Consider the following 25978-nt stretch of genomic DNA (forward strand, 5'->3'; position numbering starts at 1 on the left):
GCCGGGCCGGATCATGGCCGGCGAAATGGCCCAGCAGCCCGACGTGCTGCGCCGCCTGCTGACCGAGGGCGCCCCCGCCATCCGGGAGACGGCCCGCGCGATCGCCGCCCGCCGCCCCCGTTTCGTCCTGCTGACCGCCCGGGGCACCTCCGACCACGCCGCGCTCTATGCCAAGTACCTCCTGGAGATCGAGCTGGGCAAGCCCTGCGGCCTCACCTCCATGTCCACCACGACCGCCTACGCGGCCACCCCCGATCTGACCGATGTCCTGGTCATCACGGTGAGCCAGTCCGGCGGCTCACCCGACCTGCTCGCCTCCACCCGCGCCGCCCGCGAGGCCGGGGCGATCACCCTCGCGGTGACCAACAACCCCTCCTCCCCACTGGCCGCCGCCTCCGAGTTCCACATCGATGTGCTGGCCGGCCCCGAACAGGCCCTGCCGGCCACCAAGACCTACACCGCCGAACTGCTGGCGCTGTATCTCCTGGTGCAGGGGCTGCGCGACGCCGACGGGACGGCTGCCGCCGCCGCGCTGCCCGAACTCGCCGAGCGGATCCTCCAGCGCCGCGCCGAGATCACCACGCTCGCCGCCCGCTACCGCTTCGCCGAGCGCATGGTGCTCACCTCACGCGGCTACGGCTATCCCACGGCCAAGGAAGCCGCGCTGAAACTGATGGAGACCAGCTACATCCCGGCCCTGTCCTACTCGGGGGCGGATCTGCTGCACGGCCCGCTGGCCATGGTCGACAACATCTCCCCGGTGATCGCCATCGTCACCGACGGCAAGGGCGGCCAGGCGCTGCAACCGGTGCTCGACCGGCTGCGGGACCGGGGCGCCGATCTGATGGTGGTCGGCCCCAAGCCCCAGGTGGACGCCGCCTCGGCCGGCTTCGCCCTGGCCACCGAGGGGGTGCCGGAGAACCTCCAGCCCATCCTGGAGATCATCCCGCTCCAGATGCTCGCCCACGAGATCACCCTCGCCCGTGGCCAGGACCCCGATGCCCCGCGCGCCCTGGCGAAGGTCACCGAGACGAGCTGACCCGCCCGTCTGCGGGAGGGCGTCGCCGCCGGGGAGCTGCCCGCGGGCACCGACACCGACGGGCCGGCCCGGTTCGTGCGGTCGGTGGTCATCGGCATGAGCCGGCAGGCACGCGAAGGGGCGAGCAGGGAAGAGCTGGAGGCAGTGGCCGAAGCGGCCCAGCGGGCCTGGCCGGTCGCCGGCGACCCGAAACCGTAACGGCGGATGGGGCCGGCGCGCGAGGCGTCTCGCACCCAGGGCCGCGGCGCCTGAGAGGGACCCTCAACCCTCCCGGCACCGCAGCCCGGAGCGATCGCGGACCCGGGCGCCGTCAGGGCAGAGAGCACCGGGGCCTCGCGTCTGCCCTCCTGTGCGGGGAAGGCAGAGGCAGAAAAAGCTGCGGTCCGCTCCATTCTGACCGCACGTGTCGCGGGTGTCCATGCTCTGAACGCATTTCCTCTCCTCGCCGCCGTCATCTGCCCGTATACCGACGTTTCTTGATCGCGGCGGCGCACACCACGCGGTGCGCGCCGCCCGCCATCCGGACACCCGCCGGTAAGCTCCCCGTGTGCCCTCCATGAACGACCTCGTCCACCAGCACACCGATCTCGGGGAACGCGACCTCGAGTGGCTGCATCTGCTGGTCTCCGAATGGCAGCTGCTCTCGGACCTCTCCTTCGCGGACCTGGTCCTGTGGCTGCCCACCCGGGACGGCACCCGCTACGTCTCCGTCGCCCAGATGCGCCCCAACACCGGCCCCACCTCCTACCAGGACGACATGGTCGGCCACCTCGTCCCGCGCGGCCGCCGCCCGCTGCTGGACCTCGCGCACGACGAGGGCCGCATCGTCCGCGAGGGCGACCCCGAATGGCGCGAGGAGGTCCCGGTCCGGGTCGAGTCCATCCCGGTGCGGCACGACGGCCGGGTCCTGGGGGTCATCGCCCGCAACACCAACCTCCTTACCGTCCGCACTCCCAGCCGCCTCGAACTCACCTATCTGCAGAGCGCCTCCGACCTCGCCCAGATGATCGCCGGCGGCACCTTCCCCTACCCCGGCCAGCAGGTGGGCATGGACCGCGCCCCCCGGGTCGGCGACGGCTTCATGCGGCTGGACGCGGACGGCATCGTGCAGTACGCCAGCCCCAACGCGCTCTCCGCCTACCACCGCCTGGGCCTGGCCGCCGACCTCGTCGGCCTGCCGCTCGGGCCCACCACCGCCGAACTCGCCCCCACCCGGGGCCCGGTGGACGAGTCCCTGGTCAAGCTGGCCAGCGGCTACGCCCCCCGGGAGACCGAGATCGAGGGCAACGAGTGCGTGGTCCAGCTGCGTGCCATCCCGCTCAAGCCCAAGGGCGAGCACATCGGTTCGCTCATACTGCTGCGCGATGTGACCGAACTGCGCCGCCGCGAACGCGAGCTCATCACCAAGGACGCCACCATCCGGGAGATCCACCACCGGGTGAAGAACAACCTCCAGACGGTCGCCGCCCTGCTGCGCCTGCAGGCCCGCCGCATCGGCGCCACCGGCGACGAGAACGCCCGGGCGGCCCTGGACGAGGCGGTGCGCCGGGTCGGCTCCATCGCCATCGTGCACGAGACCCTCTCGCAGAACCTGGACGAGCGGGTGGAGTTCGACGAGATCGCCGACCGGGTGATCACGATGGTCGCCGAGCTGTCCCCGGACGGCCGGGTCACCGGACGCCGCAAGGGCCGGTTCGGCATCCTGGACGCCGAGACCGCCACCCCGCTGTCCATGGTGCTGACCGAGATCCTCCAGAACGCCCTGGAGCATGCCTTCGGCCCCGGCGAGACGGGCCGGATCGAGGTCGGCGCCACCCGTACGGAGGTACGCCGCGGCTCGGCCCGGCTGCTGGTCACGGTGACCGACAACGGCCGTGGTCTGCCGGAGGGGTTCGATCCGCACACCGACGGAAGCCTCGGGCTGCAGATCGTCCGGACCCTGGCGGAGGGGGAGTTGGGCGGTCGTTTCGACATGATCCCGGCCGAGGGCGGCGGCACCCGCGCCGTCCTCGACCTCCCCGTGGAGTCGCACAAACGCTGAACCGCCCGGCTGTGCGCCGGCGCATCCCCGTGCCGGCGCGCACCCACCGAGAACGCCCCGAGCCCCGGACCTGAAGTGGTCCGGGGCTCGGTCGCGTTCATCGCGTATTCGCGTGGGCACCTTCGGTCGGTGCGCTGTGCTGCGGCTCGGGGCAGCAGTGGCGGGGTGGCTTCCGCCGGGCGTGGTCTGGGCCGGCCTGGATCAGGCGGTGGCCTTCCGTGCCCGGTTGCGAGCGGCGCGGCGCTTCATGGCGCGGCGCTCGTCCTCGCTCATCCCACCCCAGACGCCGGAGTCCTGGCCGGACTCCAGCGCCCACTGCAGGCACTGCTCCATGACGGGGCAGCGGCGGCAGACGGCCTTGGCTTCCTCGATCTGCAGCAGCGCGGGACCGGTGTTGCCGATGGGGAAGAACAGCTCGGGGTCTTCCTCGCGGCAAACGGCGTTGTGACGCCAGTCCATGTCTGCTCCATCTCCTGCACGTTGCAGTTACATTGCTTGTGAATGTGAACGCTTTCACGAACCCCCGACAAAGACGAGCCGTTGCTTGCGCCGCGGTGGATGTCTTTGAAGGGATCCCACTGGGTGGGGAAGAAGGATTCGGGCTCTCAAGGGGGCCGAGGTCTCGGCCGTCCCGATCGCCATGTAGAGGTTCGCAAACCTCAGCGGCGGATACAACCCCTTCCGGAAAGTTTTTTTTGAATCCTTGGTGTCGTGTTGCTCACAGCCCTACTTCTCCTGGGTGGAGTCTGGGCTAAACGTTCGACTGTAAGGACTTTTAGCTGTTCCGCTCACACAATCACACGCAGTGCACGGCGAACGCCTGTGAAGGTCACACTCGTGCGCACCCCGAGATGGTCACCATCAAGCTGAAACGGCAGTGGCACCTGCGATTGCAAGGTGAACTCCGTCTCGTCGTGGAGGGAGACCACGTGCTTGCCCTGCGGCCCGCGCTCGGGCGAGGAGCGCAGCAACTGTGTGACATATCGGGTCATACCCGTCGAAGACATCTTGGAGATCGCCATCACGTCCAGCGCGGTGTCGAACGACGCCCGCGGCGCCGCGTACACCGGCTTGTTGCCCAGATACGTCCAGGGCGCGGTGTTGCACACTATGCCCAACACCAGTTCCCGCACCGGGTCCTGGCCCGGCCGCAGCAAGGTGATCGGCCCCCGCTCCCCGTGCGGATGCCGGACGAACGTCCGCAGCGCCTGCCGTACGTACAGCGCGTGCGTGGACCGCTTGCCGCGCTCCCGTTCCCGCTCCACCCGGCCCACCACGCCGGCGTCGAAGCCCAGGCCCGCACAGAACGTGAACCAGCGCCTGGGCACCTCCGCGTCCCGCGAATCCGGTGTCCCGGACGCCAGACCGAGACCGATCGTGCGCTCGGACCCGTTGTGCAGCGCGTCCAGCAGCGCCCCGGTGGCCTCCACCGCGTCGTTGGGCAGCCCCAGCGCCCGCGCGAAGACATTCGTGGAACCGCCCGGCAGCACCGCGAGGCGCGGCAGCCGGTCCAGCTCGGGGCCGTGGTGCAGCAGCCCGTTCACCACCTCGTTGGCGGTACCGTCGCCGCCCAGCGCGATCACGATGTCCGCGCTCTCCTCCTCCGCCGCCCGCCGGGCCAGCTCCCTGGCGTGGCCCCGGTGTTCGGTGGCGGCGACCTCCAGCTTCAGATCGCTGGCGAGTGCGTGCGTGAGCACTTCACGGGTCCGCACACTGGTGGTGGTGGCGACCGGATTGACCACGAGAAGCGCGCGCATGGAGTGCAGCGTACCCAGCGCGGGAGGTTCCGGGCGCCACGGGTGGGCCGTCGCGGGGGCTATACCCTGGCCGCGTGAGCGAGAACAGCACCCAGCAGGCCCAGCGGCCCCGTCCGGTGACCACGGCCGCCGCACTCACCGGTATCCAGGGGCTGGTCGCCGCCGCCCTGGGCGGCTACATGCTGCTGCTGGCGGTCACCGGGGACCCGGAGAACCCGCTGCAGGCCCTCACCATCGCCCTCACCGTGCTCGCGCTGGCCGTGGTTCCGCTGGCAGCCGGACACGGACTGTGGCGGCTGCGGTCCTGGAGCCGGGGCCCGGCCGTGATCACCCAGCTGCTGATGCTGCCGGTGGCCGGCACGCTGGCCACCAGCGGCGGGGCCTGGCCGGCGGCCGCGCTGGGGCTGGGCGGATCGGCGCTCGCGGTGCTGATCTGCCTGATGAACCAGTCCTCGGCCCAGGCCCTGCGCATCGGCGCCGGCCGCGCCTGAGCGGCACCGGGCCGAGAAGAAAGACGCACGGAGGGGTACGGGGCGGGCCGCCCCGTACCGTTCCGCCGCGGTGTGCGCCGCGGCTCACTCCTCCACGAGCAGCTTGTCCCGCAGCTGCGCCAGCGTCCGCGCCAGCAGCCGGGAGACATGCATCTGCGAGATCCCGACCTCCTGCGCGATCTGCGACTGGGTCATGTTGCCGAAGAAGCGCAGCAGCAGGATCTTCTTCTCCCGCGGCGGCAGCTCCTCCAGCAGCGGCTTGAGGGACTCGCGGTACTCCACACCCTCCAGCGCGTCGTCCTCCGCGCCCAGGGTGTCCGCCACGGCCGGCGACTCGTCGTCCGTGTCGGGCACGTCGAGGGAGAGCGTGCTGTACGCGTTCGCCGACTCCAGGCCCTCCAGCACCTCCTCCTCGGAGATGTTCAGCCGCTGGGCCAGCTCGTGCACCGTCGGCGCACGCCCGTGCTGCTGGGACAGCTCCGCGGTCGCCGTGGACAGTGACAGCCGCAGCTCCTGGAGGCGGCGCGGCACCCGTACCGCCCAGCCCTTGTCCCGGAAGTGCCGCTTGATCTCGCCGACCACGGTGGGCGTGGCATAGGTGGAGAACTCCACACCGCGCTCCGGGTCGAACCGGTCCACGGACTTGATCAGCCCGATGGTGGCGACCTGGGTCAGATCGTCGAGCGGCTCACCGCGGTTGCGGAACCGCCGTGCCAGATGCTCCACGAGCGGCAGATGCATTCTGACCAGGGCGTTGCGCAGCTCGGCGCGCTGCGGCGAGCCGTCGGGCAGCTCGCGCAGCTCGATGAACAGCTCGCGGGCCGCGCTGCGGTCCTGTGGGTCGGGCAGCGCCCGCCGGGGGGCGGTCGCGGCCGGGGGTACGGGCGATGGCTCGGGCTGGCCGGGAATCGCGGCGGATCGATCCCGCGCCACGGCTTCCACGGCTTCCACGTCGTTCATGTCGGCCCCCTCGTCAGGTGGCGGCCCCGGTTCGCCGGTCACGGCGCTCCGGGGGCGGCGCCGCGCGTCTTGTGCAGGCTGATGCTCACGGTCTTGTCGTCCTTGACGGTCGATTCGACCTCACCGGCCAGCGCGCTCAGGACGGTCCAGGCGAAGGTGTCCCGCTCGGGGGCGTGGCCCTCGGTGGTGGGCGCCGAGACCGTGACCCGCAAGGCATCCCCGACCAGCGTGAAGACACACTCCAGCACGCTGCCCGGGATGGCTTGCTGGAGCAGGATCGCGCAGGCCTCATCCACCGCGATGCGCAGATCCTCGATCTCGTCGAGGGTGAAGTCCAAGCGGGCCGCGAGACCGGCCGTGGCCGTGCGCAGTACCGAAAGATAGGCACCCGCCGCGGGCAGCCGGACCTCGACGAAGTCCTGCGCTCCTGGCTCACCTGGGAACTGGGACACCCTCACCTCCACAGTGGCTGTCACTGATTGAGCGCTGCCCGGCACCACCGAGGGTGCCGCGCGCCAACACGAAACGTACGCCCAGTGACGCTACCGCGATCACTGGCGTGCTGTCGCCTGGATCTTCGCGGCCACCTCAGCGGTATTACTCATCGTAATGCATCAAGTGCGTTCTGTGGTGGGCTGGATGGGATTCGTTACGGTTTCCGGCCCGGGGGCTCCGGTGATGACGGCGGCCAGTGCGGTGCCGGGCGCGAACGCCCCCTCGCCGGCCAGCGCGGTCAGCGCGAACAGCAGTTTGGCCACGTAGATCGATTCGAGGGCCGGCAGCCGGTGCCGGGCGGCGAAGTCGGCGGCGAAGTCCCGCAGTACGGGCGGTACCCGGGCGTAACCACCGTGGTGGAAGCGCTCGTCGAGCGTCCAGGCGCCGCGCGGTGCGCCGAACGCCTCCTCCTGGAGGGCGCGTACCCGCTCACCCAGAAAGCCGCCCCGCAGGACGGGGATGCCCAGCGCCCGGCGGCCCGGCCCGAGTCCGGCGGCGAGGCCGGCCAGGGTGCCGCCGGTGCCGCAGGCCACCGCGGCCACATCGGGCGGATCCGGTGCATCGCGCAGTTCGCGGCCGAGTTCGGCGCAGCCGCGCACCGCGAGCGCGTTGCTGCCGCCCTCGGGGACGACGTAGCAGGGGCCGAACCGCGCGCGCAGCGCCGCCCGCCGCTCCGGGGCCTCGCGCAGCCGGTACGCGGAGCGGCTGACGAAGTGCAGCCGCATGCCGTCGGCGGCGCAGCGGGCCAGGGAGGGGTTGAGCGGCCGGTCGGCCAGTTCCTCGCCGCGCACCACGCCGACGGTGGCGAGGCCGGTGATCCGCCCGGCGGCGGCGGTGGCGCGCAGATGGCTGGAGTACGCGCCGCCGAACGTCAGCAGCGTGTGGTGCCCCTCGGCGCGCGCGGCGCGCACATTGGGCATGAGCTTGCGCCACTTGTTGCCGATCAGCTCGGGATGCAGCAGATCGTCCCGCTTGAGGAGCAGCCGCACTCCGTGCCGGGCGAAGCGCTCGTCGTGCACCTCCTGGAGCGGGGAGGGCGGTGGGGTGGCGAGCGGATCGGCGGAGGTCGCCGGGGGATCGTTCGTCATGGGGCCGCGCGCCGCTCGCCGCCGTTCTCGGTCATGATCCACAGGGTACGCACAGGGCGGCGCGGGCGGGTTCGGGCGCAGAGAAAAACCCCGCCTTGGAATGCGGGGAAATAAACGCTATATTGCTTGGTTCTGTGCGCGTCAAAGGGAATGAAAAAGCGCGCTGATAAAGGAATTTTAGCGAATAGGGGAATCGCTTGTCAACCGCCGTGAAGGGTGAACAGGAATACCTCACCGCGCTGTACACCCGCCTCGACCGGCTGCGGGAGCACACCCAGGACCGCCTCGACCAGGTGCTGCACGCCGCCGGCCTCGGTCACCAGGGACTGTCCGAACGGGACACCACCGCCGCCGAACTCTCCCGCCGTCTCGGGCAGCTGCACTCCGTCGAGAACGGCCTGTGTTTCGGCCGGCTCACCATGACCGACGGCCGCCGCCTGGCCATCGGCCGCATCGGGATCCTCGCCGAGGACCACGAGAGCGACCCGCCGCTGATCGACTGGCGCGCGCCCGCCGCCCGCCCGTTCTACGCCGCCACCGGGGCCCGCACCGAAGGGGTAAGGATCCGCCGCCATCTGCTGACCAGCGGCCGCACCGTCACCGCCGTCCGGGACGAGGAACTCGGGGCGGGCGCCGTCGCCGGGGAGAGCGGCGGCCCGGCGCTGCTGGAAGCCCTGAACGCGCCCAGAACCGGCCGGATGAACGACATCGTCGCCACCATCCAGGCCGAACAGGACGCCGTCATCCGCTCCCCGCGGGCCGGCGTGCTCGTCGTCCAGGGCGGTCCGGGCACCGGCAAGACCGCCGTGGCCCTGCACCGCGCGGCCTACCTGCTGTACACCCACCGCGAACGGCTGGCCCGCGAGGTGGTCCTCGTCGTCGGCCCCGGCACTGCGTTCCTGCGCTACATCGGGGAGGTGCTGCCCTCGCTGGGGGAGAGCGGGATGCTGCTCGCCACCCCGGCCGAGCTGTACCCGGGGATCACCGCCGACCGCCCCGAGGACCCGCGTACCGCCGCGATCAAGGGCACCGCCGCCATGGCCGGGGTGATCGCCGCCGCCCTCCACGAGCGGCAGTGGCTCCCCGAGGACGTGCTGGAGATCGACCACGAGGGTGAGATCCTGCGCCTGGACCGGGCCACCGCCGAACGGCTGCGGCGGCGCGTCCGGGAGGAGGGGCTGCCGCACAACGAGGCAGCGCCGCTGCACCGCGCCCTGGTCATCGACGCGCTCGCCCACGGCATCGCCGACCGGCTCGGCGCCGGTGTCCTCGCGCCGGATCTCCCCGAGACGGATCTCCCGCAGACGGCGGCCCCGGCGGTGGACGGCGAGGCGGCGGACGACCCGTACGGGGACGCGCCACGGGAGGACGCCCCGCTGATCTCCGAGGACGAACTCGAGGACATCCGCGCCGAACTGCGCGACAACCCGCGGGTAAGCGCCGCGCTGCGCCGGCTGTGGCCCCCGCTCACCCCGCAGCGGCTCCTGACCGATCTGTTCGCCTCCCCCGACCGGCTCGCCGCCGCCGCGCCGCAGCTCACCGCCGGGGAACGCGAGCTGCTGCTGCGCGCACCCGGCGGCGGCTGGTCGCCCTCCGACGTCGCACTGCTGGACGAGGCCGCCGAACTCCTGGGCGCCGACGACCGTGCCGAGCGCGAGGCGGCGGCGGCCGAGCACGCCGAACGGCTGCGGCTCGCCCAGGAAGCCCTGGACGTGGCCTACGGCTCCCGCGAAACCGAACACGACGACGGCAGCGACCCCGAGTCCCTGCACGCCTTCGACGTCCTCGACGCGGAGACCCTCGCCGGCCGGTACGCCGAGGAGGACCACCGCACCCCCGCCGAACGCGCCGCCGCCGACCGCACCTGGGCCTTCGGCCACATCGTCGTCGACGAGGCCCAGGAGCTGTCCGCCATGACCTGGCGGCTGCTGGTGCGCCGCTGCCCCGCCCGTTCCATGACCCTGGTCGGCGACATCGCCCAGACCAGCGCCCCCGGCGGCGCACGCTCCTGGGCGCACACCCTCGACCCGCACCTCGGCGGACGCTGGCGCATCACCGAGCTGACCGTCAACTACCGGCTGCCCGCCGAGATCGCCGCCCCGGCCGCCGAGGTGCTGCACGCCATCGACCCGGCTCTGCGCGCCCCCCGCGCCGTTCGGTCCACCGGGGTGCCGCCGTGGCACCGCACCGTGCCCGCCGCCGCTCTCGCCACCGAGGCGGCCCGCGCCGTGGCCGGCGAGCGGGCCGCCCACCCCGCCGGCACCGCCGCCGTCATCGCCCCGCCCGCGTGGCTGCCCGCCCTCACCGCGGCGGTGGGCGCACTGCCCCGGGTGAGCGTGGTGGACCCGCGCACCGCCAAGGGCCTCGAATACGACATCGTCATCGTCGTGGACCCGCACTCCATGGCCCCGGCCGACCGCTACGTCGCGCTGACCCGCGCCACCCAGCGGCTGGGGCTGCTCAGTCCCAGCCGTGCAGACTGACCCCCGCCGGCCCGCCCAGCGCCCGCGTCAGCATCCGGTCGGTGGACAGCACCATCTCACCGGCCGGCAGCGCGTCCGTGGCGACCCAGGTCACCGCCTCGTGCTTGCCCGGCTCCCGGTTCACCGGCTCGCCGCTCCAGCGCTCGGTCACGAACACCACCGTGAGGAACCCGGCGGCGGAGCCGACCCCCGGCGCCGCGTGCACCACGTGCGCCAGCCGCAGGTCCTCCGCCGCCACCCGCAGCCCCGTCTCCTCGTACAGCTCGCGTACCGCCGCCCGCGTCACCGGCTCGCCCGGCTCGCACTTGCCCACCGGCAGGTCCCACAGTCCCGCCCCGAACCTCGCCCCCGCGCCGCGCCGCAGCAGCACCACCCGGCCCCGCTCCCGGTCGTGCACCACCACGGCCGCCGACAACGGCGGCGCCGCCCCTGAATTCACCATGATCGGCAGCCTAATCCCGTTTCCCCGGCCGCCCACCGGCTACCCGAAGCAACAGCTATCGCATGGAGGTGAACGACGATGACCACCGCACACGAGACGATGGTCCGGGGCATGCTGCGCAGCTACCCCGCCGACCTGGGGCACGTCGACCAGGAGGCGCTCGCCCGCTGCATCGAGGAGTGCGTGGCCTGCGCCCAGAGCTGTACGGCCTGCGCGGACGCCTGCCTGTCCGAGGTACGGGTGGCCGACCTCGGCAAGTGCGTGCGCACCGACCTGGACTGCGCGGACATCTGCGAGACCACCGGCCGCGTCCTGTCCCGGCACACCGGCTACGACGCCAACGTCACCCGCGCCCAGCTGACCGCGTGCGCGGCGGCCTGCAAGGCGTGCGGCGACGAGTGCGCCAAGCACGCGCCGATGCACGAACACTGCCGGATCTGCGCGGACGCCTGCCGGCGCTGCGAGGAGGCCTGCCAGGAGCTGCTGGCCGTGCTGGGCTGAGCGCACCGGGGCGCGGGGTCAGCCGTCCGGCAGCTGGAGTTCCGCCCAGATGGTCTTGCCACTGGGGGAGTGCCGGGTGCCCCAGCGCTGGGTCAGCTGGGCCACCAGCATCAGCCCGCGCCCACCCTCGTCGAACCCGGCCGCCCGCCGCAGATGGGGGGCGGTGCTGCTGGTGTCGGAGACCTCGATGATGAGCGTGCGGTCCAGGATCAGCCGCAGCCGGATGGGGCCGGTCGCGTGCCGGATGGCGTTGGCGATCAGCTCGGTGACCACCAGCTCGGTGGTGAACACCGCCTCCTGGAGGTCCCACCGCGTCAACTGCCCGGCGATGTCCCTGCGGGCGATGCCGCAGCTCGCCGGGTCGTCGGGGATCTCCCACGTCACCACGTGCGCCGCGTCCAGGATTCGGGTGCGCGCCATCAGCAGAGCCACGTCGTCGCCCGGCGCCCCGCCGGGCAGCAGCGCCTCGATGACCGCCTCGCACCGGGCGTCGAGCGAGACGGCCGGGGTGGCAACGGCCTCGTGCAGCACGCGGTAGCCCTCGTCCATGTCCTGGTCGCGGCGCTCCACCAGGCCGTCGGTGAACAGCGCCAGCACCGAGCCCTCGGTCAGTGAGAACTCCGCCGACTCGAACGGCAGCCCGCCCAGGCCCAGCGGCGGCCCGGCGGGCAGCTCCATGGTCGTGACCCCGCCCGTTCCCGGGTCGATCAGGACGGGGGGCGGATGTCCGGCCCTGGCCACCGTGCAGCTCCCGGTGACCGGGTCGTAGACCGCGTACAGACAGGTGGCGCCGATGTCCCCGGCCGTCTCCTCGCCCCCGGTCTCCTCGGAGAGCCGGAGCACCAGGTCGTCCAGGTGGGTGAGCAGCTCGTCCGGCGGCAGGTCGACATCGGCGAGCGTCCGCACCGCCGTACGCAGCCGTCCCATGGTCGCCGACGCCTGCACACCGTGCCCCACCACGTCGCCCACGATCAGCCCCACCCGCGCCCCGGACAGCGGGATCACGTCGAACCAGTCGCCGCCCACCCCGGTCTGCCCGGCAGCCGCCAGATAGCGGGAGGCGACCTGCACGGCGCTGCGCTGCGGCAGCGTCTGCGGCAGCAGGCTGCGCTGGAGCGCCAGCGCGGTCTCCCGCTCCCGGGTGAACCGCTGCGCGTTGTCCAGGCACACCGCGGCCCGCGCCACGATCTCTCGCGCCACCAGCACATCGTCCGGCGCGAACGGATCCGGGCGCCGGTAGCGCACGAACTGCGCGACCCCCAGCGTCACCCCGCGCGCCGACAGCGGGACCGACAGGCCCGAGTGCACCCCCAGCTCCGTGGCCCGCCGGGCCCGCTCCGGGTCCTGCTCCACCCAGGCCAGGAAGTCCGGGTCGTCCCTGTGCAGCACCACCACCTCACCCGAGAGCACCGCCCGCACCGGGGAGGCGGAGACGGCGTGATCCCACAGCTGCCCGACTTCCACCAGCGCCTCGGGGGCGCCCGGGGTGGCCGAGCGGTGCGCGATGCGGCGCAGCGTCAGCATCCCGTTCTCCATGGTGGGCGGTGCCTCCCCGTGCGGGTGCGGGGCGGCCAGCAGGTCCACGCTGCCGAAGTCGGCCAGCCGGGGGACGCACACGTCGAGCAGTTCCTGGGCGGTGCGGCCGATCTCCAGGGTGGAGCCGATCCGCCGTGAGGCGTCGTTGACCAGCTGGAGCCGGAGCCGCGCCCGGTCCTCCCCGGTGATGTCCACGGCGGCCAGCGCCACGGCCACCAGCTCGCCCTCCGCGTCCCACACCGGGGCGATCCGTCCCAGCCAGGCGTGCTCGCGCGACTCGCCGCCGGTGCGCAGCCGGGTGCGGACGTCCCTGGGCCTGCCGCTTTCCATCGCCTGGCGCAGCTGCTCCTCCAGTTCGATGCTCTGCGGCTTGCCGCCTATCTCCGACAGCCGCAGGCCGCGGGCCTCGTCCTCGGTGAGCCCGATGACCTCCTCCATCGCGCGGTTGGCGCGCCGCAGCCGCAGATCGGTGTCGTACAGGGCGAGGGCGTTGGGCGCGTAGAGGAACGCCGAGCGGGGCAGCTGGTCGTCCTGCTCGGTGCGCTCGGTGCCGGCCAGCGGGCTGACGATCAGCCACCCGTCCGGGTGACCTTCGTGCTGCTGGAGCCGGTGGGCCAGCAGCCGTACGGTCAGCCGCCGGCCGTCGCGGTGCCGCAGGTCCACGGTGCCCTTCCAGCGCAGCGGCCCCCCGTCGTCGGGCGGGGCGGTGGTGGCGACGGGGTCGGCGAGCAGTTCGGCGGCCGGGCGGCCCAGCATCTCGGCCGCGGTGTGACCCAGCAGACGCCGGGCGCCGTCGTTCCAGTGCGTGATCCGGCCGGAGTCGTCCAGGAGGGCGCGGGCGGTGGCCGCCTCGTCCGGGACCAGGCCCCAGGGGTCGTCCCCGCCCCGGGAGGGCCGCGCCGGGTCGCCAGTGCTCACGTCCCCAGCCTGGGGCACCGGTGAGGGGGCCGACAACCGCAGAGGGCCGGTCGGGGTGCGCGGGGGGCGTCCCGGTGCCGGGCGGGCCCCGACCGTGGGGGTGGGGACGCCGCCCGATCATGCCCGTTTCGCACGTCTGTGCTGCCCGGGCTGTGCTTTTCCGTCCGATCCCTTCCCAAGGGGCTCACACGTTCCTACCGTTGCGGATCATGAGCGCCCCCGTCGCCCCACCCGGCTGGAGCCGCTGGCTCGTGCCGCCCGCCGCCTTGTCGGTCCACCTCTCGATCGGCCAGGCCTATGCCTGGAGTGTCTTCAAGCCGCCCCTGGAGTCCGCCCTGGACCTCAGCGGCACCCAGAGCGCGCTGCCCTTCCAGCTCGCCATCGTGATGCTGGGTCTGTCCGCCGCCTTCGGCGGGACCATGGTGGAACGGCGCGGGCCGCGCTGGGCGATGACGGTTGCCCTGGTGTGTTTCTCCTCCGGCTTCCTGCTCTCCGCGCTCGGCGCCGCCACGCAGCAGTTCTGGCTCATCGTGTTCGGGTACGGCGTGGTGGGCGGCATCGGTCTGGGCATCGGCTACATCTCCCCGGTCTCCACCCTCATCAAGTGGTTCCCCGACCGGCCGGGGCTGGCCACCGGCATCGCCATCATGGGGTTCGGCGGCGGTGCGCTGATCGCCTCGCCCTGGTCGGCGCGGATGCTGGAGTCCTTCGGCGAGGACCACACCGGGATCGCGGCGGCCTTCCTGGTGCACGGGCTGACGTACGCCGTGTTCATGAGTCTGGGTGTGCTGCTGATCCGGGTGCCGCGCCCCGCCGCGGCCGGTTCACCTGCGGCCACCGCCACCGCCACCGCCACCGCCACGGCCAAGGACCCGGCACCCGGCGCGGCCTCGGGCCCGGAGATCCGCGTGTCCGCCCGCGGCGCGCTGCGCACCCCGCAGTTCTGGTGCCTGTGGGTGGTGCTGTGCATGAACGTGACCGCCGGGATCGGCATCCTGGAGAAGGCCGCCCCCATGATCAGGGACTTCTTCGCCGGGTCGAGCGCCCCGGTCTCCGCCTCCGCCGCCGCGGGCTTCGTGGCGCTGCTCTCGGCGGCGAACATGGCCGGCCGGATCGGCTGGTCCTCCACCTCGGACCTGATCGGCCGCAAGAACGTCTACCGGCTCTACCTGGGCGTCGGCGCGCTGATGTATCTGCTGATCGTCCTGTTCGGCGGGGCGTCCAAGCCGGTCTTCGTGGTCTGCGCGCTGGTGCTGCTGTCCTTCTACGGCGGCGGCTTCGCCACCATCCCCGCCTATCTGAAGGACCTCTTCGGCACCTACCAGGTGGGCGCGATCCACGGGCGGCTGCTCACGGCCTGGTCCACGGCCGGCGTGCTCGGCCCGCTCATCGTCAACTGGCTCGCCGACCGCGAGGCGGCGGCGGGCAAGGACGGCCCCGAGCTGTACGTGTTGTCGCTGTCCATCATGACCGGGCTGCTGGTGGTCGGCTTCATCGCCAACGAGCTGGTCCGCCCGGTGCATCCCCGCCACCATCTGCCCGCCCCCACCGCACCGAAGGAGGCCGCGCATGGAGCCGACAGCCGCTCCCAGCAGCCCGAGTCCGCGTGAGCCCGGCCGGCGGCCGCTGATCGCCTTCTCCTGGCTGTGGGTGGTGATCCCGCTCGGGTACGGGCTGTACGAGCTGGTGCGCAAGGCGGCGCAGTTGTTCACGGGCTGAGGCCCGCACCGGCGGGCGGGTACCGCCGGAAACAGCGCCGCACCCGGGCCGCGGGAACGCCGTGCTGGGCGTCCCGCGAGCCGGGTGCGGACCGGTGAGAGGGCTGACGCGAGGTCAGGCCTTCTTGGTCTCCCAGAAGATGGTGTCGATCTGGGCGATGTAGTCCAGGGCCTTCTGACCGGTGGCCGGGTCGGTGGAGCCCTTGGCGGCGCTGAGGGCCTTGAGGGTCTCGTTGACCAGCTGGTGCAGCTCCGGGTACTTCTCGAAGTGCGGCGGCTTGAAGTAGTCGCTCCACAGCACCGAGATGTGGTGCTTGGCCAGCTCGGCCCGCTCCTCCTTGATGACGGTGGCGCGGGCGCGGAAGTGCGGGTCCTCGTTGGCCTGGTACTTCTCCTGTACGGCCTTGACGGATTCTGCCTCGATGCGCGCCTGGGCGGGGTCGTAGACACCGCACGGCAGATCGCAGTGGGCACTGACCTTCACCTTGGGGGCGAAAAGGCGGGAGAGCATGGGGCCGTCCTTCCTCGTGATCGTCTTCTCCCGTGCGACATTACTCCGTGAGGGGCGGCATTTCTCGGTTGACCCCGTTCACCCGGTCCGGCTTACATCCAAAGTCCGATGCGAGCGGGCCAACCGGCCCAGCGCGGCGGCCGGTCGAGCAGAGAAAGAGGCAGCGGCGGGATGACGGAGCGGGCACGGGGCCGTACGGGCGGTACGGGGCGGATCGGCCTGGCCGAGGTGTACAACCCCTCGATGCTGCCCACCCTGCGGGCCGGCGATCAGCTGCTGCTGCGGTACGGGTCCCGGGTGCGGCCGGGGGACGTGGTGGTGCTGCGGCATCCGTTCCAGCACGATCTGCTGATCGTCAAGCGCGCCGTGGAACGGCGCGGCACGGGCTGGTGGGTGGTCGGTGACAACCCGGCGGTCACCAATGACAGCCGGGAGTTCGGGGCCGTGCCGGACGAGCTGGTGGTGGCACGGGCGCTGCTGCGGCTGCGGTCGCCGCGCGGGCTTCAGCGTTCGCCGCTGGCGCTGCTCGGCTGGCTGCCGTCGGCGGTGCGGCCGCTCAGTTCGCGTTCGCGCCGCTTGCGGGCCCGGTAGGCGGCGACGTTCGCGCGCGTCGCACAGCGGTCCGAACAGTAGCGTTTGGAGCGGTTTGTTGACGTGTCGATATAGGCGTTGCGACAGGGTTCCGCCTCGCAGACGCCGAGCCGGTCCACCCCCAGATCGGTGAGCTGGAAGGTCAGCCCCATGCAGGCGATGGCGGCGTAGCCGGCGGTCGCGTTGGAGGGGTGCTCGGCCAGGTGGAGGTGCCACAGCGGGCGGCCGGTGTCGTCGTCCCGGTGCTCGTGGCCGGAGATCTGCGGGCTGGCCGGGTACTCCAGCAGCAGGGCGTTCAGCAGATCCACCGCCCGTCCCTCGTCGCCCTCGGCGGCGGCGGTGAAGACGGCGCGCAGCCGGGTACGTACCCCTTTGAGGCGGGTGACGTCCGCGTCGCCGGCCCGGCGGGCGAGGGTCTGCATGGGGCCGAACAACGCGCGGACGGCCTCCACCGAGGTGAGGGAGTCCTTGTTGCGCAGCGGCTCCTCGCTGTTGACCAGCCGCACCGCGAAGTCTGAGTAATAGGTCAGTTCCACTTGTGTTCCTTACCTGCGCCCCTTTAGAGTGACACTGTACTTGTAAGGGTCACAGATGGTGTTACCCGTTACCAGGGGAGTGTCGCATGGTGTCCTGGCAGCAGTGGCAGGAGAGTTGGGACCGGCAGCAGGAGTGGTACCTCCCGGACCGCGAGGAGCGGTTCCGGACCATGCTGGACGGGGTCGAGGCCCTGACCGGCACCGAACCGCGGGTCCTGGACCTGGCCTGCGGCACCGGCAGCATCAGCGCCCGGCTGCTGCGCCGCTTCCCCGGCGCCACCAGCACCGGCGTGGACCTCGACCCGGCCCTGCTGACCATCGCTCGCGGTTCCTTCCAGGGCGATGACCGGGTCACCTTCGTCACCGCCGACCTGCGCGACGAGCGGTGGACCGAGAAGCTCCCGTACGAGACGTACGACGCCGTCCTCACCTCCACCGCCCTGCACTGGCTGGGCACCGGCGAGCTGCGCGCGCTGTACGCGCAGCTCGCCGATGTGCTGCGGACCGGCGGGGTGTTCGTCAACGCCGACCACATGCCCAACCCCGACGCCCCCCGGATCAACGCCGCCGAGCACGCGTTCACCCGTGCCCGGCAGGAGCGGGCGAAGGCGGCCGGCGCCGTGGACTGGCCGCAGTGGTGGACCGACCTGGCCGCCGATCCGCAGCTGAGGGACGTGGTCGCGGAACGGTTCGCGATCTTCGGCAACCCGGCCGAGGCCGAGGGCGACCACGACGACGCGGGCGCCCACCCCATCGACTGGCACATCAGGACCCTGCGGGAGGTCGGCTTCGCCGAGGCCACGACGGCCTGGGCCTCCCTGACCGACGCGGCGGTCCTGGCGCTGCGGTAGCCCTTGCCGGGCGGTGCGCCGGGCACCGGTGTCCCCGCCCGGCTCCGCGCGCGGCCGGTCCACCGGGGCGTGCGGGGTGCGCGACAGCGCCTCCCCCCACGCCCCGGGCCGGTGCTACCTGCGGGCCACGCCCTCGGCGCGGGCCGCCTCCGCCACCGCCGCCGCGACCGCCGGGGCCACCCGGGGGTCGAAGGGGGAGGGGATCACCCGGTCCGCCGACAGCTCGTCCGCCACCACCGCGGCCAGCGCCTCCGCCGCCGCCAGCTTCATGCCCTCCGTGATACGCGCCGCCCGCACCTGCAGGGCACCCGCGAAGATCCCGGGAAAGGCCAGCACGTTGTTGATCTGGTTCGGGAAGTCGCTGCGCCCGGTGGCCACCACCGCCGCGTACCGCCCCGCCACCTCCGGGTGAATCTCCGGCGTCGGGTTGGCCATCGCGAAGATGAACGCACCCGGCGCCATCGTCGCCACCGCCTCCTCCGGCACCGTCCCCCCGCTCACCCCGACGAACACGTCCGCGCCGGCCAGCGCGTCGGCCAGCGAGCCGCTCAGCCCCGCCTTGTTGGTCGCCGCCGCCAGCTCCGCCTTCACCCCGGTCAGCCCCGGCCGGTCCACCGACAGCACGCCCCCGCGGTCGCACAGCGCCACATCGCCGATGCCCGCGCCCAGCAGGATCTTCGCGATCGCCGCCCCGGCCGCGCCCGCGCCCGAGATCACCACCCGCAGTTCGGCCAGGCCGCGCCCGCTCAGCCGCGCCGCGTTGCGCAGCGCCGCCAGCGTCACCACCGCCGTACCGTGCTGGTCGTCGTGGAAGACCGGGATGTCCACCCGCTCCTGGAGCCTGCGCTCGATCTCGAAGCAGCGCGGCGCCGCGATGTCCTCCAGGTTGATGCCGCCGAACGACGGGGCCAGCCGCGCCACCGTCTCCACGATCTCGTCCACCTCGCGGCACTCCAGCGCGAGCGGCACCGCGTCCACCCCGCCGAACTCCTTGAAGAGGATCGCCTTCCCCTCCATCACCGGCATCGAGGCGGCCGGCCCGATGTCCCCGAGGCCCAGCACCGCGCTGCCGTCCGTGACCACGGCCACCACCTGCGAGGTCCAGGTGTAGTCGTGCGCCAGCTCGGGCTGTTCGGCGATCGCCGCGCACACCGTGGCGACGCCCGGGGTGTAGGCGAGGGACAGATCGGCGGCGTCGCGCACCGGCACGGTCGAGGTGACGGCCATCTTGCCGCCCCGGTGCAGGGCGAAGACCGGGTCGAGGAGGTTGTCGTCGCTGTCCACGCCGGGCACGCCGGTCACGGCGGTCGCGGCGTGAGGATTGATGATCTCCGATGTCACGAGAGTTGACCCCTTTTTGCTGCACTGCTGCGAGTTCACGAGGATTGGCCGCCTTCCGGTCGGGAGGCGGGCGGGCACCACGTCCGCGTCCCGGCCGGCGAGTGGCCGCCGTAGGGGAGTGGCGCGGACGCCGGACGCGCCGCACACGCGCCCAGGTCCCCGGGTGAGGGGTGTAACGGATCGTTCTACCTGATGGCCGGTCCGTGCGCACGCCCGATCGTTGGCCACGGACCCGGCGACCATCCTGGGTGACGGATCTCTCACCCGTGTTACACGCAGGTCACGTGCCCACGAGGGCGGGGCAGTTCGTCACTCCCGGTGACCGGTGCTGGATGTCCGTTATCCGATCGGGACGCAGCGGTGGACGCAACTCGACCTGCGGATGGCAGGATGCCTACTCGTCCCATGCACAAGTAACAAACACAGTCGTGACACTCGAAGACGTGTGCCCGGCCTCGGATACTCCCCACCCCCAGGAGGACCACGCCATGACCAGCCTCACCCGCCGCTCCCGCTGTACGGTCCTGGGAGCTTTCGCCGCCGCCTCGGTGCTGCTGCTCAGCGCCTGCGGCGACCAGACCGACGGGGACAAGGGGTCGGACGGATCCGGCTCCTCCGGCGCGGGCGGAGGCGGGGGCGCCAACGCGGAGGCCCCGCTGTTCGACCTGCTGCCCGAGGCGATCCAGGAGGCGGGCGAGATCAAGGTCGGTTCCAACATCGACTACGCGCCCATCGAGTTCTTCGACGAGAACGACGAGATCGCCGGCATCGACCCGGACATCGCCGCCGCCCTGGGCGAGGTCCTCGGCGTGAACCTCACCTTCAGCGACGGCACCTTCGACGGCCTGGTCCTGGGCCTGAACAACGGCCGCCACGACATCGTGATGTCGGCCATGACGGACACCAAGGACCGCCAGAACGGCATCAGCGAGGACGCCGAGGGCGGCGCCGACTTCGTCAACTACTTCCAGGCCGGCTCCGCCATCCTCGTCGCCAAGGGCAACCCCGAGGGCGTCGCGGGCGTGGAGGACCTGTGCGGGCTGACCGTCGCCGCCCAGCGCGGCACCGCCAACGAGTACCTCCTGGACGCCCAGCAGGAGACGTGCGACGAGGCGATCAGCCCGATGATCAACGAGACGGACTCCGACTCCATCACCGCCCTCCAGAGCGGCCGCGCCCAGGCCGTCATCACCGACTTCCCGGTGGCGCTGTACAACGAGCTGAACGCGGGCGGCGGTGACCTCTTCGAGGTCGTCGGCGAGCAGATCGACGCCGCCCCGTACGGTATCGCCGTCAAGAAGGACAACACCGAGCTGCGCGACGCCCTCCAGGCCGCCGTCCAGGAGATCATCGACAACGGCACCTACGGTGAGGTGCTGGCCAAGTGGAACGCCGAGACCGGCGCCATCGACGAGGCCACCGTCAACGCGGGTGAGTGACGGATCCGTGTCCCTCGATCTCGACAAGGACCCCGGCGGCCCGCCCGCCGGTGAGGTCCCGCCGGAAGCGATCACGGCGGTCCCGGTACGTCACTGGGGCCGCTGGATCAGCGCCGTCCTGGTGCTCACGGTGCTCGGCCTCATCGTGTGGGCCTTCGCCAACGCCAAGATCAACTGGGGTGTGGTCGGCGACTACCTGACCTACGACCGCATCATGGAGGGCGCGCTCAACACCCTGTGGATCACGGTGTGCGCCATGGTGCTCGGCCTGGTCCTGGGCATGCTGCTGGCGGTCATGCGGCTGTCGGACAACCCGGTGCTGTCCTCGGTCGCGTACGCCTACATCTGGTTCTTCCGCGGCACGCCCGTACTGGTGCAGCTGATGCTCTGGTACAACCTCTCCTACATCTTCGACACGCTCAATCTCGGCTTCTACAAGAACGAGATGAACGACGTCATGACCCCGTTCCTGGCCGCCCTGCTGGGGCTCGGCCTGAACGAGGCCGCCTACATGGCGGAGATCGCCCGCGCCGGCATCAAGTCGGTGGACGGCGGCCAGACCGAGGCGGCGCAGGCGCTGGGCATGAACGGCGCCAAGACGATGCGCCGCATCGTGCTGCCGCAGGCGATGCGCGTGATCATCCCGCCGTCCGGCAACGAGTTCATCAACATGCTCAAGACATCGTCCCTGGCGTCGGTGATCTACTTCGAGGAACTCTTCCGGGCCGGCAACACCATCTCCTCCCGCAACCTCGCGGTGATGGAGATGATGATGGTGGTGAGCGTCTGGTACCTGCTGCTGACCACGGTCTTCAGCATCGGCCAGTACTACCTGGAGCGGTACTACGCCAAGGGCACCGACCGTGAGCAGCCGCCGACCCCGCTGCGGCGCATCGGTCAGCAGCTCACCTCCTTCCGTACCAAGAGCAAGGTGGGGGGCGAGACCGTATGAGCGACGAGGCGACCGGCACGGACGGTGCCACCGCGGTGGCGACGGCCGAAGCAGCGGTCACGGACCTTCCCATGGTGAAGGCCGAGCGCGTCCACAAGTCCTTCGGCCCGGTCGAGGTCCTCAAGGGCATCGACCTCCAGGTGCGGCGCGGCGAGGTGTTCTGCGTGGTCGGGCCCTCGGGCTCGGGCAAGTCGACGTTCCTGCGCTGCATCAACCACCTGGAGAAGATCAACGCCGGGCGGCTGTACGTGGACGGCGAGCTGGTCGGCTACCGGCAGCGCGGCAACAAGCTGTACGAGCTGCGCGAGCGCGAGGTGGCCGCCCAGCGCCGGGACATCGGCATGGTCTTCCAGCGGTTCAACCTCTTCCCGCACATGACCGCCGCCGAGAACGTCATGGAGGCGCCGGTCCAGGTCAAGGGCGTCCCCCGGTCGCAGGCGAGGGAACAGGCCCAGGAATTGCTGGAGCGGGTCGGGCTCGGCGACCGCGCGGACCACTACCCGGCGCAGCTGTCCGGCGGACAGCAGCAGCGGGTGGCGATCGCCCGGGCGCTGGCGATGGAACCCAAGCTCATGCTGTTCGACGAGCCGACCTCGGCGCTCGACCCCGAACTCGTCGGGGAGGTCCTCGATGTGATGCGCGGCCTCGCCGAGGACGGCATGACCATGATCGTGGTCACCCACGAGATGGGCTTCGCCCGCGAGGTCAGCGACTCCCTGGTGTTCATGGACGAGGGCGTGGTCGTGGAGTCCGGCAACCCGCGCGAGGTCCTCACCAACCCCCGCCACGAGCGGACCAAGGCCTTCCTGTCGAAGGTCCTGTAGACACCGCCGTCCCGAGGCCCGGAGCGGTCTAGAGCACGTGCCCGCCGGCCACCTGGATCACCTGCCCGGTGATCCAGGTGGCCTGCCGGGACGCCAGGAACACCACCGCGTCCGCGATGTCGCGCGGCGTGCCCACCCGGCGCAGCGGGATGTCCGGCAGCACGCGGTCGATCAGCTCCGGCGACATCCACCCGGTCTGCACCGGCCCGGGCGCAACCGCGTTGACCCGTACCCCCCGCGGCCCCAGATCGATGGCGGCGGCGCGGGTGAACGCCTCCAGCGCGGCCTTGGACGTGCCGTACCCCAGCTGGCCGGAGAAGGCGCGGGCGGCGTCGGTGGAGATGTTGACGACGGCCGCCCCGGCGGGGGAGCGGCGCGCGAGTTCGGCGGTGAGCAGCGCCGGGGCGAACGTGTTCACGGTGTAGTTGCGGTGCAGGCTCTCCGCGGTGAGATCCAGCACCCCGTCCGGGACCTCGGTGTGCGCGGCGTTGTTCACCAGCACCCCGGCCGGCCCCAGCCACGCCTCGACGGCGTCCAGCAGGGCGCGGGGCGCGTCGGGCGCCCCAAGGTCACCGGCCACGGCGCACGCGTCCGGCGCCCCGGCCTCGCGCAGCCGCGCCACGGTCTCCTCGGCGGCCCGGGCGTCCCCCACGTAGTGCCCGGCCTCCACCCCCTCCGGCAGGCCGGAGGAGTTCCCCGCGTAGTAGTGCACGGCGACCGCGGCCCCCTGCTCGGCGAAGGCGAGGGCGATCTCCCGCCCGATGTTGCGGTGCGCCCCGGTCACGAGAACGACGCTGTCACTGAGCCCGGTATCGATCATGCCCAGCACGCTGCCCCAGCGCGCCGCGTTCCCGCAACGGGTTTCAGGAGTAGCGGGGGAACCGGGCCGTGGTGATCTTGAGGCCGAGCCCGGTCAGTTCGACATCCTCGCCGTACAGGCCGTGCAGCACTCCCTGGTACTCGCCGTCGCGCGGCACCGTGTACCGCGTCCAGTTGCCTTCCCGGGGGTCGATCAGAAGGTACACGGGGATGTTCGCGTCCGCGTACCAGCTGACCATGTCGCGGGTGTACTTGCTGCTGTTGCCCTTGGAGACGACCTCGACCACCAACTCCACCGAGCCCGGTTCCGCCAGCCAGTCGTCGGAGCCCTCGAAGGCGGCGTCACAGACCATCACGTCGGGCGTGGCGTAGTCATCGGGATCGTGCGGCAGCGCGACGGACGAGATCTGGAAAGGCAGCAGGTGCTCCGGAAGGGCCGGGATCAGCTGGCGAAAGAGGTCGGTGATGATCCCGTTGTGCTTCCCGCACGGGGTCCGCGACATCATGAGGACTCCTCGGATGATCTCAGCACGCAGACCTGAGGCATCCTCCGCGGCCTCGGCGGCGCGCCGCAGCGGAGTCATCCCGGGATTGGCGGTCATGGGTGTCATGGCATCCTACTACCGGTGCCGTTGAGTTCAACGACCCGGTCTGTCACAGGTGGCGGACGCGCCTCATTCCCTGTCGGTCCTTTTCCGCATCGACGCTACTCAGCCCGCCGCAGCGCGGTACGTCGCCGGGGTGATGCCGTAGACGCGGGTGAACCACCGCGTCAGGTGCGGCTGGTCGGCGAAGCCGCAGCTGGCCGCCGCCTCGGCGGGCGGGGTGCCGGTGGCCAGCAGGCGGCGGGCCGCGCGCAGCCGCAGCAGGCGCTGGTAGTCGCTGGGCGGCATCCCGTACGCCGCGCGGAAGGCCCGGTACAGCGCGTACCGGCTGCATCCGGCGGCCCGCGCCAGTTCGTCCGCGCCGATGTCCCGCTGCCAGCTGTCGTCCAGCAGCGTCCTGGCCCGGCGCGCCGCGTCCGTGCCGGCCCGGGCGGTGGCGATCCTCGGGCGGGCGGTGGCGGCCTCGCGCACCAGGGCCGTCACCACCGAGCTGAGCCGTTCCTCGCGCACCAGCGTTCCCGCCCCGGCGACGAGCGCGTGGTGCAGCCCCAGCAGCGCCCGGTACAGCGCCGGGGCGTGCCGCACCGGCCGGTCGAACAGCGGCAGTCCGCGCTCTGTACCGCCCCCGGCGTCCGCGAGGACCTCGCGCACCACCGAGGGGTGCAGATGCATGATCCGGTACGTGAAGCCCAGCTCCGCCGCGGTCCGCCCGTCGTGCGGGTCGTCCGGGTTGAACGCCATCACCATGCCCGCGCTGCTGGTGTGTTCCGCACCCCGGCAGCGGAAGCGCTGCGCGCCGGACTCGGTGACCGCGAAGGAGTACGCGTCGTGGCTGTGCCGGTGGAAGACGTGGCGGGTGAAGTGGGCCCGCATCGCCTCCAGCGGGCGCTCGGGGTCCCGCCAGTAGCGGACCCAGTCCTGCTCCGGCGCGCCGGTCGGGGTCGTGCTCATCCCGCGAGTGTGCCGCCCGGCGCGCACCAGCGTTCAAGACGTCCGGCCGGTGGACGCCGCAGGATCACCGGCATGCGTTTCGACACCAAGGCAGCCGTGGTGGTCCGCGAGGATCTCGCGGACTGGCAGAAGCTGAATGTGACCGCTTTCCTCTCCTCCGGCATCGCGCACGCCACCGACGACGTCATGGGCTCCGAGGCCTACGCGGACGCCTCGGGCAACCAGTACCTGCGGCTGCTGCGCGAGCCGGTGCTCGTCTTCGCGGCGGACGGCGCCGCCCTTGCCCGTACCCACGCGCGGGCGCTCTCCCGGGGCCTGGCCGTCGCCGTGTACACGGAGGACATGTTCGCCACCGGGAACGACGCCGACAACCGGGCGGCGGTGCGCTCCGTCGAGGCCGGGAAGCTGAACCTCGTCGGGCTGGGGCTCTACGGGCCGCGCACCCCGGTCGACAAGGTGGTCAAGGGCCTCACGCTGCACGGGTAGTGGACCAGACCTCCTTGGGGGGCGCGTCGTGCGGCGTCAGCTGACCGGTCTTGGTCCAGTTCCAGGACTGGTACGCGGTGCGCGCCACCGTGTCTCCCGGCGCCAGCAGGGCCAGCGCCACCTGGGGGGTGGCGCGGGCCAGCAGGTCGCTCAGCATGCGCGAGGCCACCCGCTCCCGGCGGCGCGAGGGGACCACCATCAGCTCGGCGACCACGAAGACCTGCCGGGAGCCGGCCAGTTCGTCGATCTCGACGGGGACATCCTCGAACTCCCGCCACCAGGCCGAGTCGCGCTCCACCCGGTACCCGTACGCGGCGCCCACCAGCGCCGGATCGCTGGCCAGGAGCAGGTCGAAGTCCTCCTGCTGGACGTCGTGGTCGGTCAGCCGCCGGATGAAATCCTGCCGTTCCAGCGGCACCTCGCCGAACGCGTCGCGGTAGGCCGCGTTGTGGATGTCGGCGATCTGCTCGCGCTGGGACTCCGCCTGCCACCGGCTGAGCCGCCGCAGAAAGACCATGCCCATCTGTGCCTCCCCGAACTGCTGTGGGCCTCCTGGTCGGAGGCGACCTCTCATCGTCCCACCGAAGTACCTCCCTGCGGAAC

General features: G+C 71.9%; 27 protein-coding genes. 13 read left to right on the forward strand and 14 right to left on the reverse strand.

The annotated features are described in order from the left end of the window. The first annotated feature begins 13 nt into the window (after nt 1-13). Together SXIM_RS19765 and SXIM_RS19770 are read left to right on the forward strand one after the other, a co-directional pair. Nucleotides 14-1039, forward strand: coding sequence for an SIS domain-containing protein (locus tag SXIM_RS19765; protein ID WP_046725797.1), 1026 nt, complete (start codon nt 14-16; stop codon nt 1037-1039). Between the two features lie 547 nt (nt 1040-1586). Next, nucleotides 1587-3080, forward strand: coding sequence for a sensor histidine kinase (locus SXIM_RS19770; RefSeq protein ID WP_046724789.1), 1494 nt, complete (start codon nt 1587-1589; stop codon nt 3078-3080). Nucleotides 3081-3281: 201 nt separating this feature from the next. On the opposite strand, the gene SXIM_RS19775 is transcribed toward SXIM_RS19770, so the two are convergent. Beyond that, nucleotides 3282-3539, reverse strand: coding sequence for a WhiB family transcriptional regulator (locus SXIM_RS19775; protein ID WP_019433310.1), 258 nt, complete (start codon nt 3537-3539; stop codon nt 3282-3284). A gap of 329 nt (nt 3540-3868) precedes the next feature. Beyond that, entirely contained in the window at nt 3869-4837 is a 969-nt protein-coding gene (locus SXIM_RS19780) for a diacylglycerol/lipid kinase family protein (protein WP_030733377.1), read from the reverse strand. A 74-nt stretch (nt 4838-4911) separates the two neighbouring features. Here SXIM_RS19780 and SXIM_RS19785 point away from each other — a divergent pair, with 74 nt between their 5' ends. Then, on the forward strand, nt 4912-5328 hold the full coding sequence (locus tag SXIM_RS19785; protein WP_043177762.1) for a hypothetical protein: 417 nt from the start codon (nt 4912-4914) through the stop codon (nt 5326-5328). Nucleotides 5329-5412: 84 nt separating this feature from the next. Here the strand turns inward: SXIM_RS19785 and SXIM_RS19790 are convergent, their stop codons facing one another. The 3 genes from SXIM_RS19790 to SXIM_RS19800 form a co-directional block, all read right to left on the reverse strand. Further along, nucleotides 5413-6288 carry an RNA polymerase sigma factor SigF gene (locus SXIM_RS19790; RefSeq protein WP_030733382.1) on the reverse strand — a complete coding sequence of 292 codons (876 nt, stop codon included), beginning with the start codon at nt 6286-6288 and terminating at the stop codon, nt 5413-5415. Nucleotides 6289-6326: 38 nt separating this feature from the next. Next, nucleotides 6327-6740: an ATP-binding protein gene (locus SXIM_RS19795; RefSeq protein ID WP_030733385.1), complete on the reverse strand. Its 414-nt coding sequence runs from the start codon at nt 6738-6740 to the stop codon at nt 6327-6329. A 162-nt stretch (nt 6741-6902) separates the two neighbouring features. Continuing rightward, on the reverse strand, nt 6903-7871 hold the full coding sequence (locus SXIM_RS19800; protein WP_046724790.1) for a 1-aminocyclopropane-1-carboxylate deaminase/D-cysteine desulfhydrase: 969 nt from the start codon (nt 7869-7871) through the stop codon (nt 6903-6905). Nucleotides 7872-8080: 209 nt separating this feature from the next. On the opposite strand from SXIM_RS19800, the gene SXIM_RS19805 reads away from it, so the two are divergent. After that, entirely contained in the window at nt 8081-10354 is a 2274-nt protein-coding gene (locus SXIM_RS19805) for a HelD family protein (RefSeq protein WP_246156906.1), read from the forward strand. On the opposite strand, the gene SXIM_RS19810 is transcribed toward SXIM_RS19805, so the two are convergent. Then, entirely contained in the window at nt 10332-10796 is a 465-nt protein-coding gene (locus SXIM_RS19810; protein WP_030733394.1) for an NUDIX domain-containing protein, read from the reverse strand. The genes SXIM_RS19805 and SXIM_RS19810 overlap by 23 nt on opposite strands. A 78-nt stretch (nt 10797-10874) precedes the next feature. On the opposite strand from SXIM_RS19810, the gene SXIM_RS19815 reads away from it, so the two are divergent. Then, nucleotides 10875-11297, forward strand: coding sequence for a four-helix bundle copper-binding protein (locus tag SXIM_RS19815; protein WP_030733396.1), 423 nt, complete (start codon nt 10875-10877; stop codon nt 11295-11297). An 18-nt stretch (nt 11298-11315) separates the two neighbouring features. On the opposite strand, the gene SXIM_RS19820 is transcribed toward SXIM_RS19815, so the two are convergent. Beyond that, on the reverse strand, nt 11316-13751 hold the full coding sequence (locus tag SXIM_RS19820) for a SpoIIE family protein phosphatase (protein ID WP_030733399.1): 2436 nt from the start codon (nt 13749-13751) through the stop codon (nt 11316-11318). 209 nt (nt 13752-13960) lie between these two features. Here SXIM_RS19820 and SXIM_RS19825 point away from each other — a divergent pair, with 209 nt between their 5' ends. Further along, nucleotides 13961-15361, forward strand: coding sequence for an OFA family MFS transporter (locus SXIM_RS19825; protein WP_030733402.1), 1401 nt, complete (start codon nt 13961-13963; stop codon nt 15359-15361). After that, nucleotides 15321-15470, forward strand: coding sequence for an MFS transporter small subunit (locus SXIM_RS27525; RefSeq protein WP_168222780.1), 150 nt, complete (start codon nt 15321-15323; stop codon nt 15468-15470). The genes SXIM_RS19825 and SXIM_RS27525 overlap by 41 nt, the downstream gene beginning before the upstream one ends. 114 nt (nt 15471-15584) lie before the next feature. On the opposite strand, the gene sodN is transcribed toward SXIM_RS27525, so the two are convergent. Next, nucleotides 15585-15980: a superoxide dismutase, Ni gene (gene sodN, locus SXIM_RS19830; protein ID WP_030733403.1), complete on the reverse strand. Its 396-nt coding sequence runs from the start codon at nt 15978-15980 to the stop codon at nt 15585-15587. A gap of 171 nt (nt 15981-16151) precedes the next feature. Between sodN and sodX the strand changes: the two genes are divergently transcribed. Beyond that, nucleotides 16152-16571 carry a nickel-type superoxide dismutase maturation protease gene (sodX, locus tag SXIM_RS19835; RefSeq protein ID WP_046724792.1) on the forward strand — a complete coding sequence of 140 codons (420 nt, stop codon included), beginning with the start codon at nt 16152-16154 and terminating at the stop codon, nt 16569-16571. Here sodX and SXIM_RS19840 read toward each other — a convergent pair. Continuing rightward, nucleotides 16484-17107: a CGNR zinc finger domain-containing protein gene (locus tag SXIM_RS19840; RefSeq protein ID WP_030733409.1), complete on the reverse strand. Its 624-nt coding sequence runs from the start codon at nt 17105-17107 to the stop codon at nt 16484-16486. The genes sodX and SXIM_RS19840 overlap by 88 nt on opposite strands. An 86-nt stretch (nt 17108-17193) precedes the next feature. On the opposite strand from SXIM_RS19840, the gene SXIM_RS19845 reads away from it, so the two are divergent. Next, complete coding sequence (locus tag SXIM_RS19845) at nt 17194-17958, forward strand: class I SAM-dependent methyltransferase (RefSeq protein ID WP_030733411.1); 765 nt, start codon at nt 17194-17196, stop codon at nt 17956-17958. A 114-nt stretch (nt 17959-18072) separates the two neighbouring features. On the opposite strand, the gene SXIM_RS19850 is transcribed toward SXIM_RS19845, so the two are convergent. Beyond that, nucleotides 18073-19299, reverse strand: coding sequence for an NAD(P)-dependent malic enzyme (locus SXIM_RS19850; RefSeq protein WP_030733413.1), 1227 nt, complete (start codon nt 19297-19299; stop codon nt 18073-18075). Nucleotides 19300-19787: 488 nt separating this feature from the next. On the opposite strand from SXIM_RS19850, the gene SXIM_RS19855 reads away from it, so the two are divergent. The 3 genes from SXIM_RS19855 to SXIM_RS19865 all read left to right on the forward strand — a co-directional run bounded on the left by SXIM_RS19855 (nt 19788) and on the right by SXIM_RS19865 (nt 22514). After that, entirely contained in the window at nt 19788-20738 is a 951-nt protein-coding gene (locus tag SXIM_RS19855) for an ABC transporter substrate-binding protein (protein WP_030733416.1), read from the forward strand. Further along, nucleotides 20731-21690, forward strand: coding sequence for an amino acid ABC transporter permease (locus tag SXIM_RS19860; RefSeq protein WP_376048858.1), 960 nt, complete (start codon nt 20731-20733; stop codon nt 21688-21690). Before SXIM_RS19855 ends, SXIM_RS19860 begins: the two co-directional genes overlap by 8 nt. A 71-nt stretch (nt 21691-21761) precedes the next feature. Then, nucleotides 21762-22514: an amino acid ABC transporter ATP-binding protein gene (locus tag SXIM_RS19865; protein ID WP_030733422.1), complete on the forward strand. Its 753-nt coding sequence runs from the start codon at nt 21762-21764 to the stop codon at nt 22512-22514. Between the two features lie 28 nt (nt 22515-22542). On the opposite strand, the gene SXIM_RS19870 is transcribed toward SXIM_RS19865, so the two are convergent. From SXIM_RS19870 to SXIM_RS19880, 3 genes are all read right to left on the reverse strand, one after another. Next, complete coding sequence (locus SXIM_RS19870; protein ID WP_046725798.1) at nt 22543-23334, reverse strand: SDR family NAD(P)-dependent oxidoreductase; 792 nt, start codon at nt 23332-23334, stop codon at nt 22543-22545. A 43-nt stretch (nt 23335-23377) separates the two neighbouring features. Further along, a complete protein-coding gene (locus tag SXIM_RS19875) occupies nt 23378-23935 on the reverse strand; it encodes a Uma2 family endonuclease (RefSeq protein WP_246156907.1) in 558 nt (185 codons plus the stop codon). Nucleotides 23936-24043: 108 nt separating this feature from the next. Then, the gene (locus SXIM_RS19880; protein ID WP_046724793.1) at nt 24044-24889 is read right to left on the reverse strand and encodes an AraC family transcriptional regulator; all 846 of its coding nucleotides are present in this window, start codon (nt 24887-24889) and stop codon (nt 24044-24046) included. Between the two features lie 72 nt (nt 24890-24961). Between SXIM_RS19880 and SXIM_RS19885 the strand changes: the two genes are divergently transcribed. Continuing rightward, on the forward strand, nt 24962-25375 hold the full coding sequence (locus SXIM_RS19885; RefSeq protein WP_030733429.1) for a DUF2000 domain-containing protein: 414 nt from the start codon (nt 24962-24964) through the stop codon (nt 25373-25375). Here SXIM_RS19885 and SXIM_RS19890 read toward each other — a convergent pair. Then, entirely contained in the window at nt 25359-25898 is a 540-nt protein-coding gene (locus tag SXIM_RS19890) for a hypothetical protein (RefSeq protein WP_052385303.1), read from the reverse strand. The two genes, SXIM_RS19885 and SXIM_RS19890, sit on opposite strands and share 17 nt — an antisense overlap. Nucleotides 25899-25978: the final 80 nt, after the last annotated feature.

It is taken from the genome of Streptomyces xiamenensis, from assembly GCF_000993785.3.
GTDB lineage: Bacteria > Actinomycetota > Actinomycetes > Streptomycetales > Streptomycetaceae > Streptomyces > Streptomyces xiamenensis.

What these genes read in the sequence shown, in the direction of transcription:
- SXIM_RS19765 (WP_046725797.1), top strand. Translation starts at nt 14, where the DNA reads ATGGCCGGCGAAATGGCCCAGCAGCCCGACGTGCTGCGCCGCCTGCTG.
- SXIM_RS19775 (WP_019433310.1), bottom strand. Translation starts at nt 3,539, where the DNA reads ATGGACTGGCGTCACAACGCCGTTTGCCGCGAGGAAGACCCCGAGCTG.
- SXIM_RS19780 (WP_030733377.1), bottom strand. Translation starts at nt 4,837, where the DNA reads ATGCGCGCGCTTCTCGTGGTCAATCCGGTCGCCACCACCACCAGTGTG.
- SXIM_RS19790 (WP_030733382.1), bottom strand. Translation starts at nt 6,288, where the DNA reads ATGAACGACGTGGAAGCCGTGGAAGCCGTGGCGCGGGATCGATCCGCC.
- SXIM_RS19800 (WP_046724790.1), bottom strand. Translation starts at nt 7,871, where the DNA reads ATGACGAACGATCCCCCGGCGACCTCCGCCGATCCGCTCGCCACCCCA.
- SXIM_RS19810 (WP_030733394.1), bottom strand. Translation starts at nt 10,796, where the DNA reads ATGGTGAATTCAGGGGCGGCGCCGCCGTTGTCGGCGGCCGTGGTGGTG.
- SXIM_RS19815 (WP_030733396.1), top strand. Translation starts at nt 10,875, where the DNA reads ATGACCACCGCACACGAGACGATGGTCCGGGGCATGCTGCGCAGCTAC.
- SXIM_RS19825 (WP_030733402.1), top strand. Translation starts at nt 13,961, where the DNA reads ATGAGCGCCCCCGTCGCCCCACCCGGCTGGAGCCGCTGGCTCGTGCCG.
- SXIM_RS27525 (WP_168222780.1), top strand. Translation starts at nt 15,321, where the DNA reads ATGGAGCCGACAGCCGCTCCCAGCAGCCCGAGTCCGCGTGAGCCCGGC.
- sodN (WP_030733403.1), bottom strand. Translation starts at nt 15,980, where the DNA reads ATGCTCTCCCGCCTTTTCGCCCCCAAGGTGAAGGTCAGTGCCCACTGC.
- sodX (WP_046724792.1), top strand. Translation starts at nt 16,152, where the DNA reads ATGACGGAGCGGGCACGGGGCCGTACGGGCGGTACGGGGCGGATCGGC.
- SXIM_RS19845 (WP_030733411.1), top strand. Translation starts at nt 17,194, where the DNA reads ATGGTGTCCTGGCAGCAGTGGCAGGAGAGTTGGGACCGGCAGCAGGAG.
- SXIM_RS19855 (WP_030733416.1), top strand. Translation starts at nt 19,788, where the DNA reads ATGACCAGCCTCACCCGCCGCTCCCGCTGTACGGTCCTGGGAGCTTTC.
- SXIM_RS19865 (WP_030733422.1), top strand. Translation starts at nt 21,762, where the DNA reads ATGGTGAAGGCCGAGCGCGTCCACAAGTCCTTCGGCCCGGTCGAGGTC.
- SXIM_RS19870 (WP_046725798.1), bottom strand. Translation starts at nt 23,334, where the DNA reads ATGATCGATACCGGGCTCAGTGACAGCGTCGTTCTCGTGACCGGGGCG.
- SXIM_RS19875 (WP_246156907.1), bottom strand. Translation starts at nt 23,935, where the DNA reads ATGACCGCCAATCCCGGGATGACTCCGCTGCGGCGCGCCGCCGAGGCC.
- SXIM_RS19880 (WP_046724793.1), bottom strand. Translation starts at nt 24,889, where the DNA reads ATGAGCACGACCCCGACCGGCGCGCCGGAGCAGGACTGGGTCCGCTAC.
- SXIM_RS19885 (WP_030733429.1), top strand. Translation starts at nt 24,962, where the DNA reads ATGCGTTTCGACACCAAGGCAGCCGTGGTGGTCCGCGAGGATCTCGCG.
- SXIM_RS19890 (WP_052385303.1), bottom strand. Translation starts at nt 25,898, where the DNA reads ATGGGCATGGTCTTTCTGCGGCGGCTCAGCCGGTGGCAGGCGGAGTCC.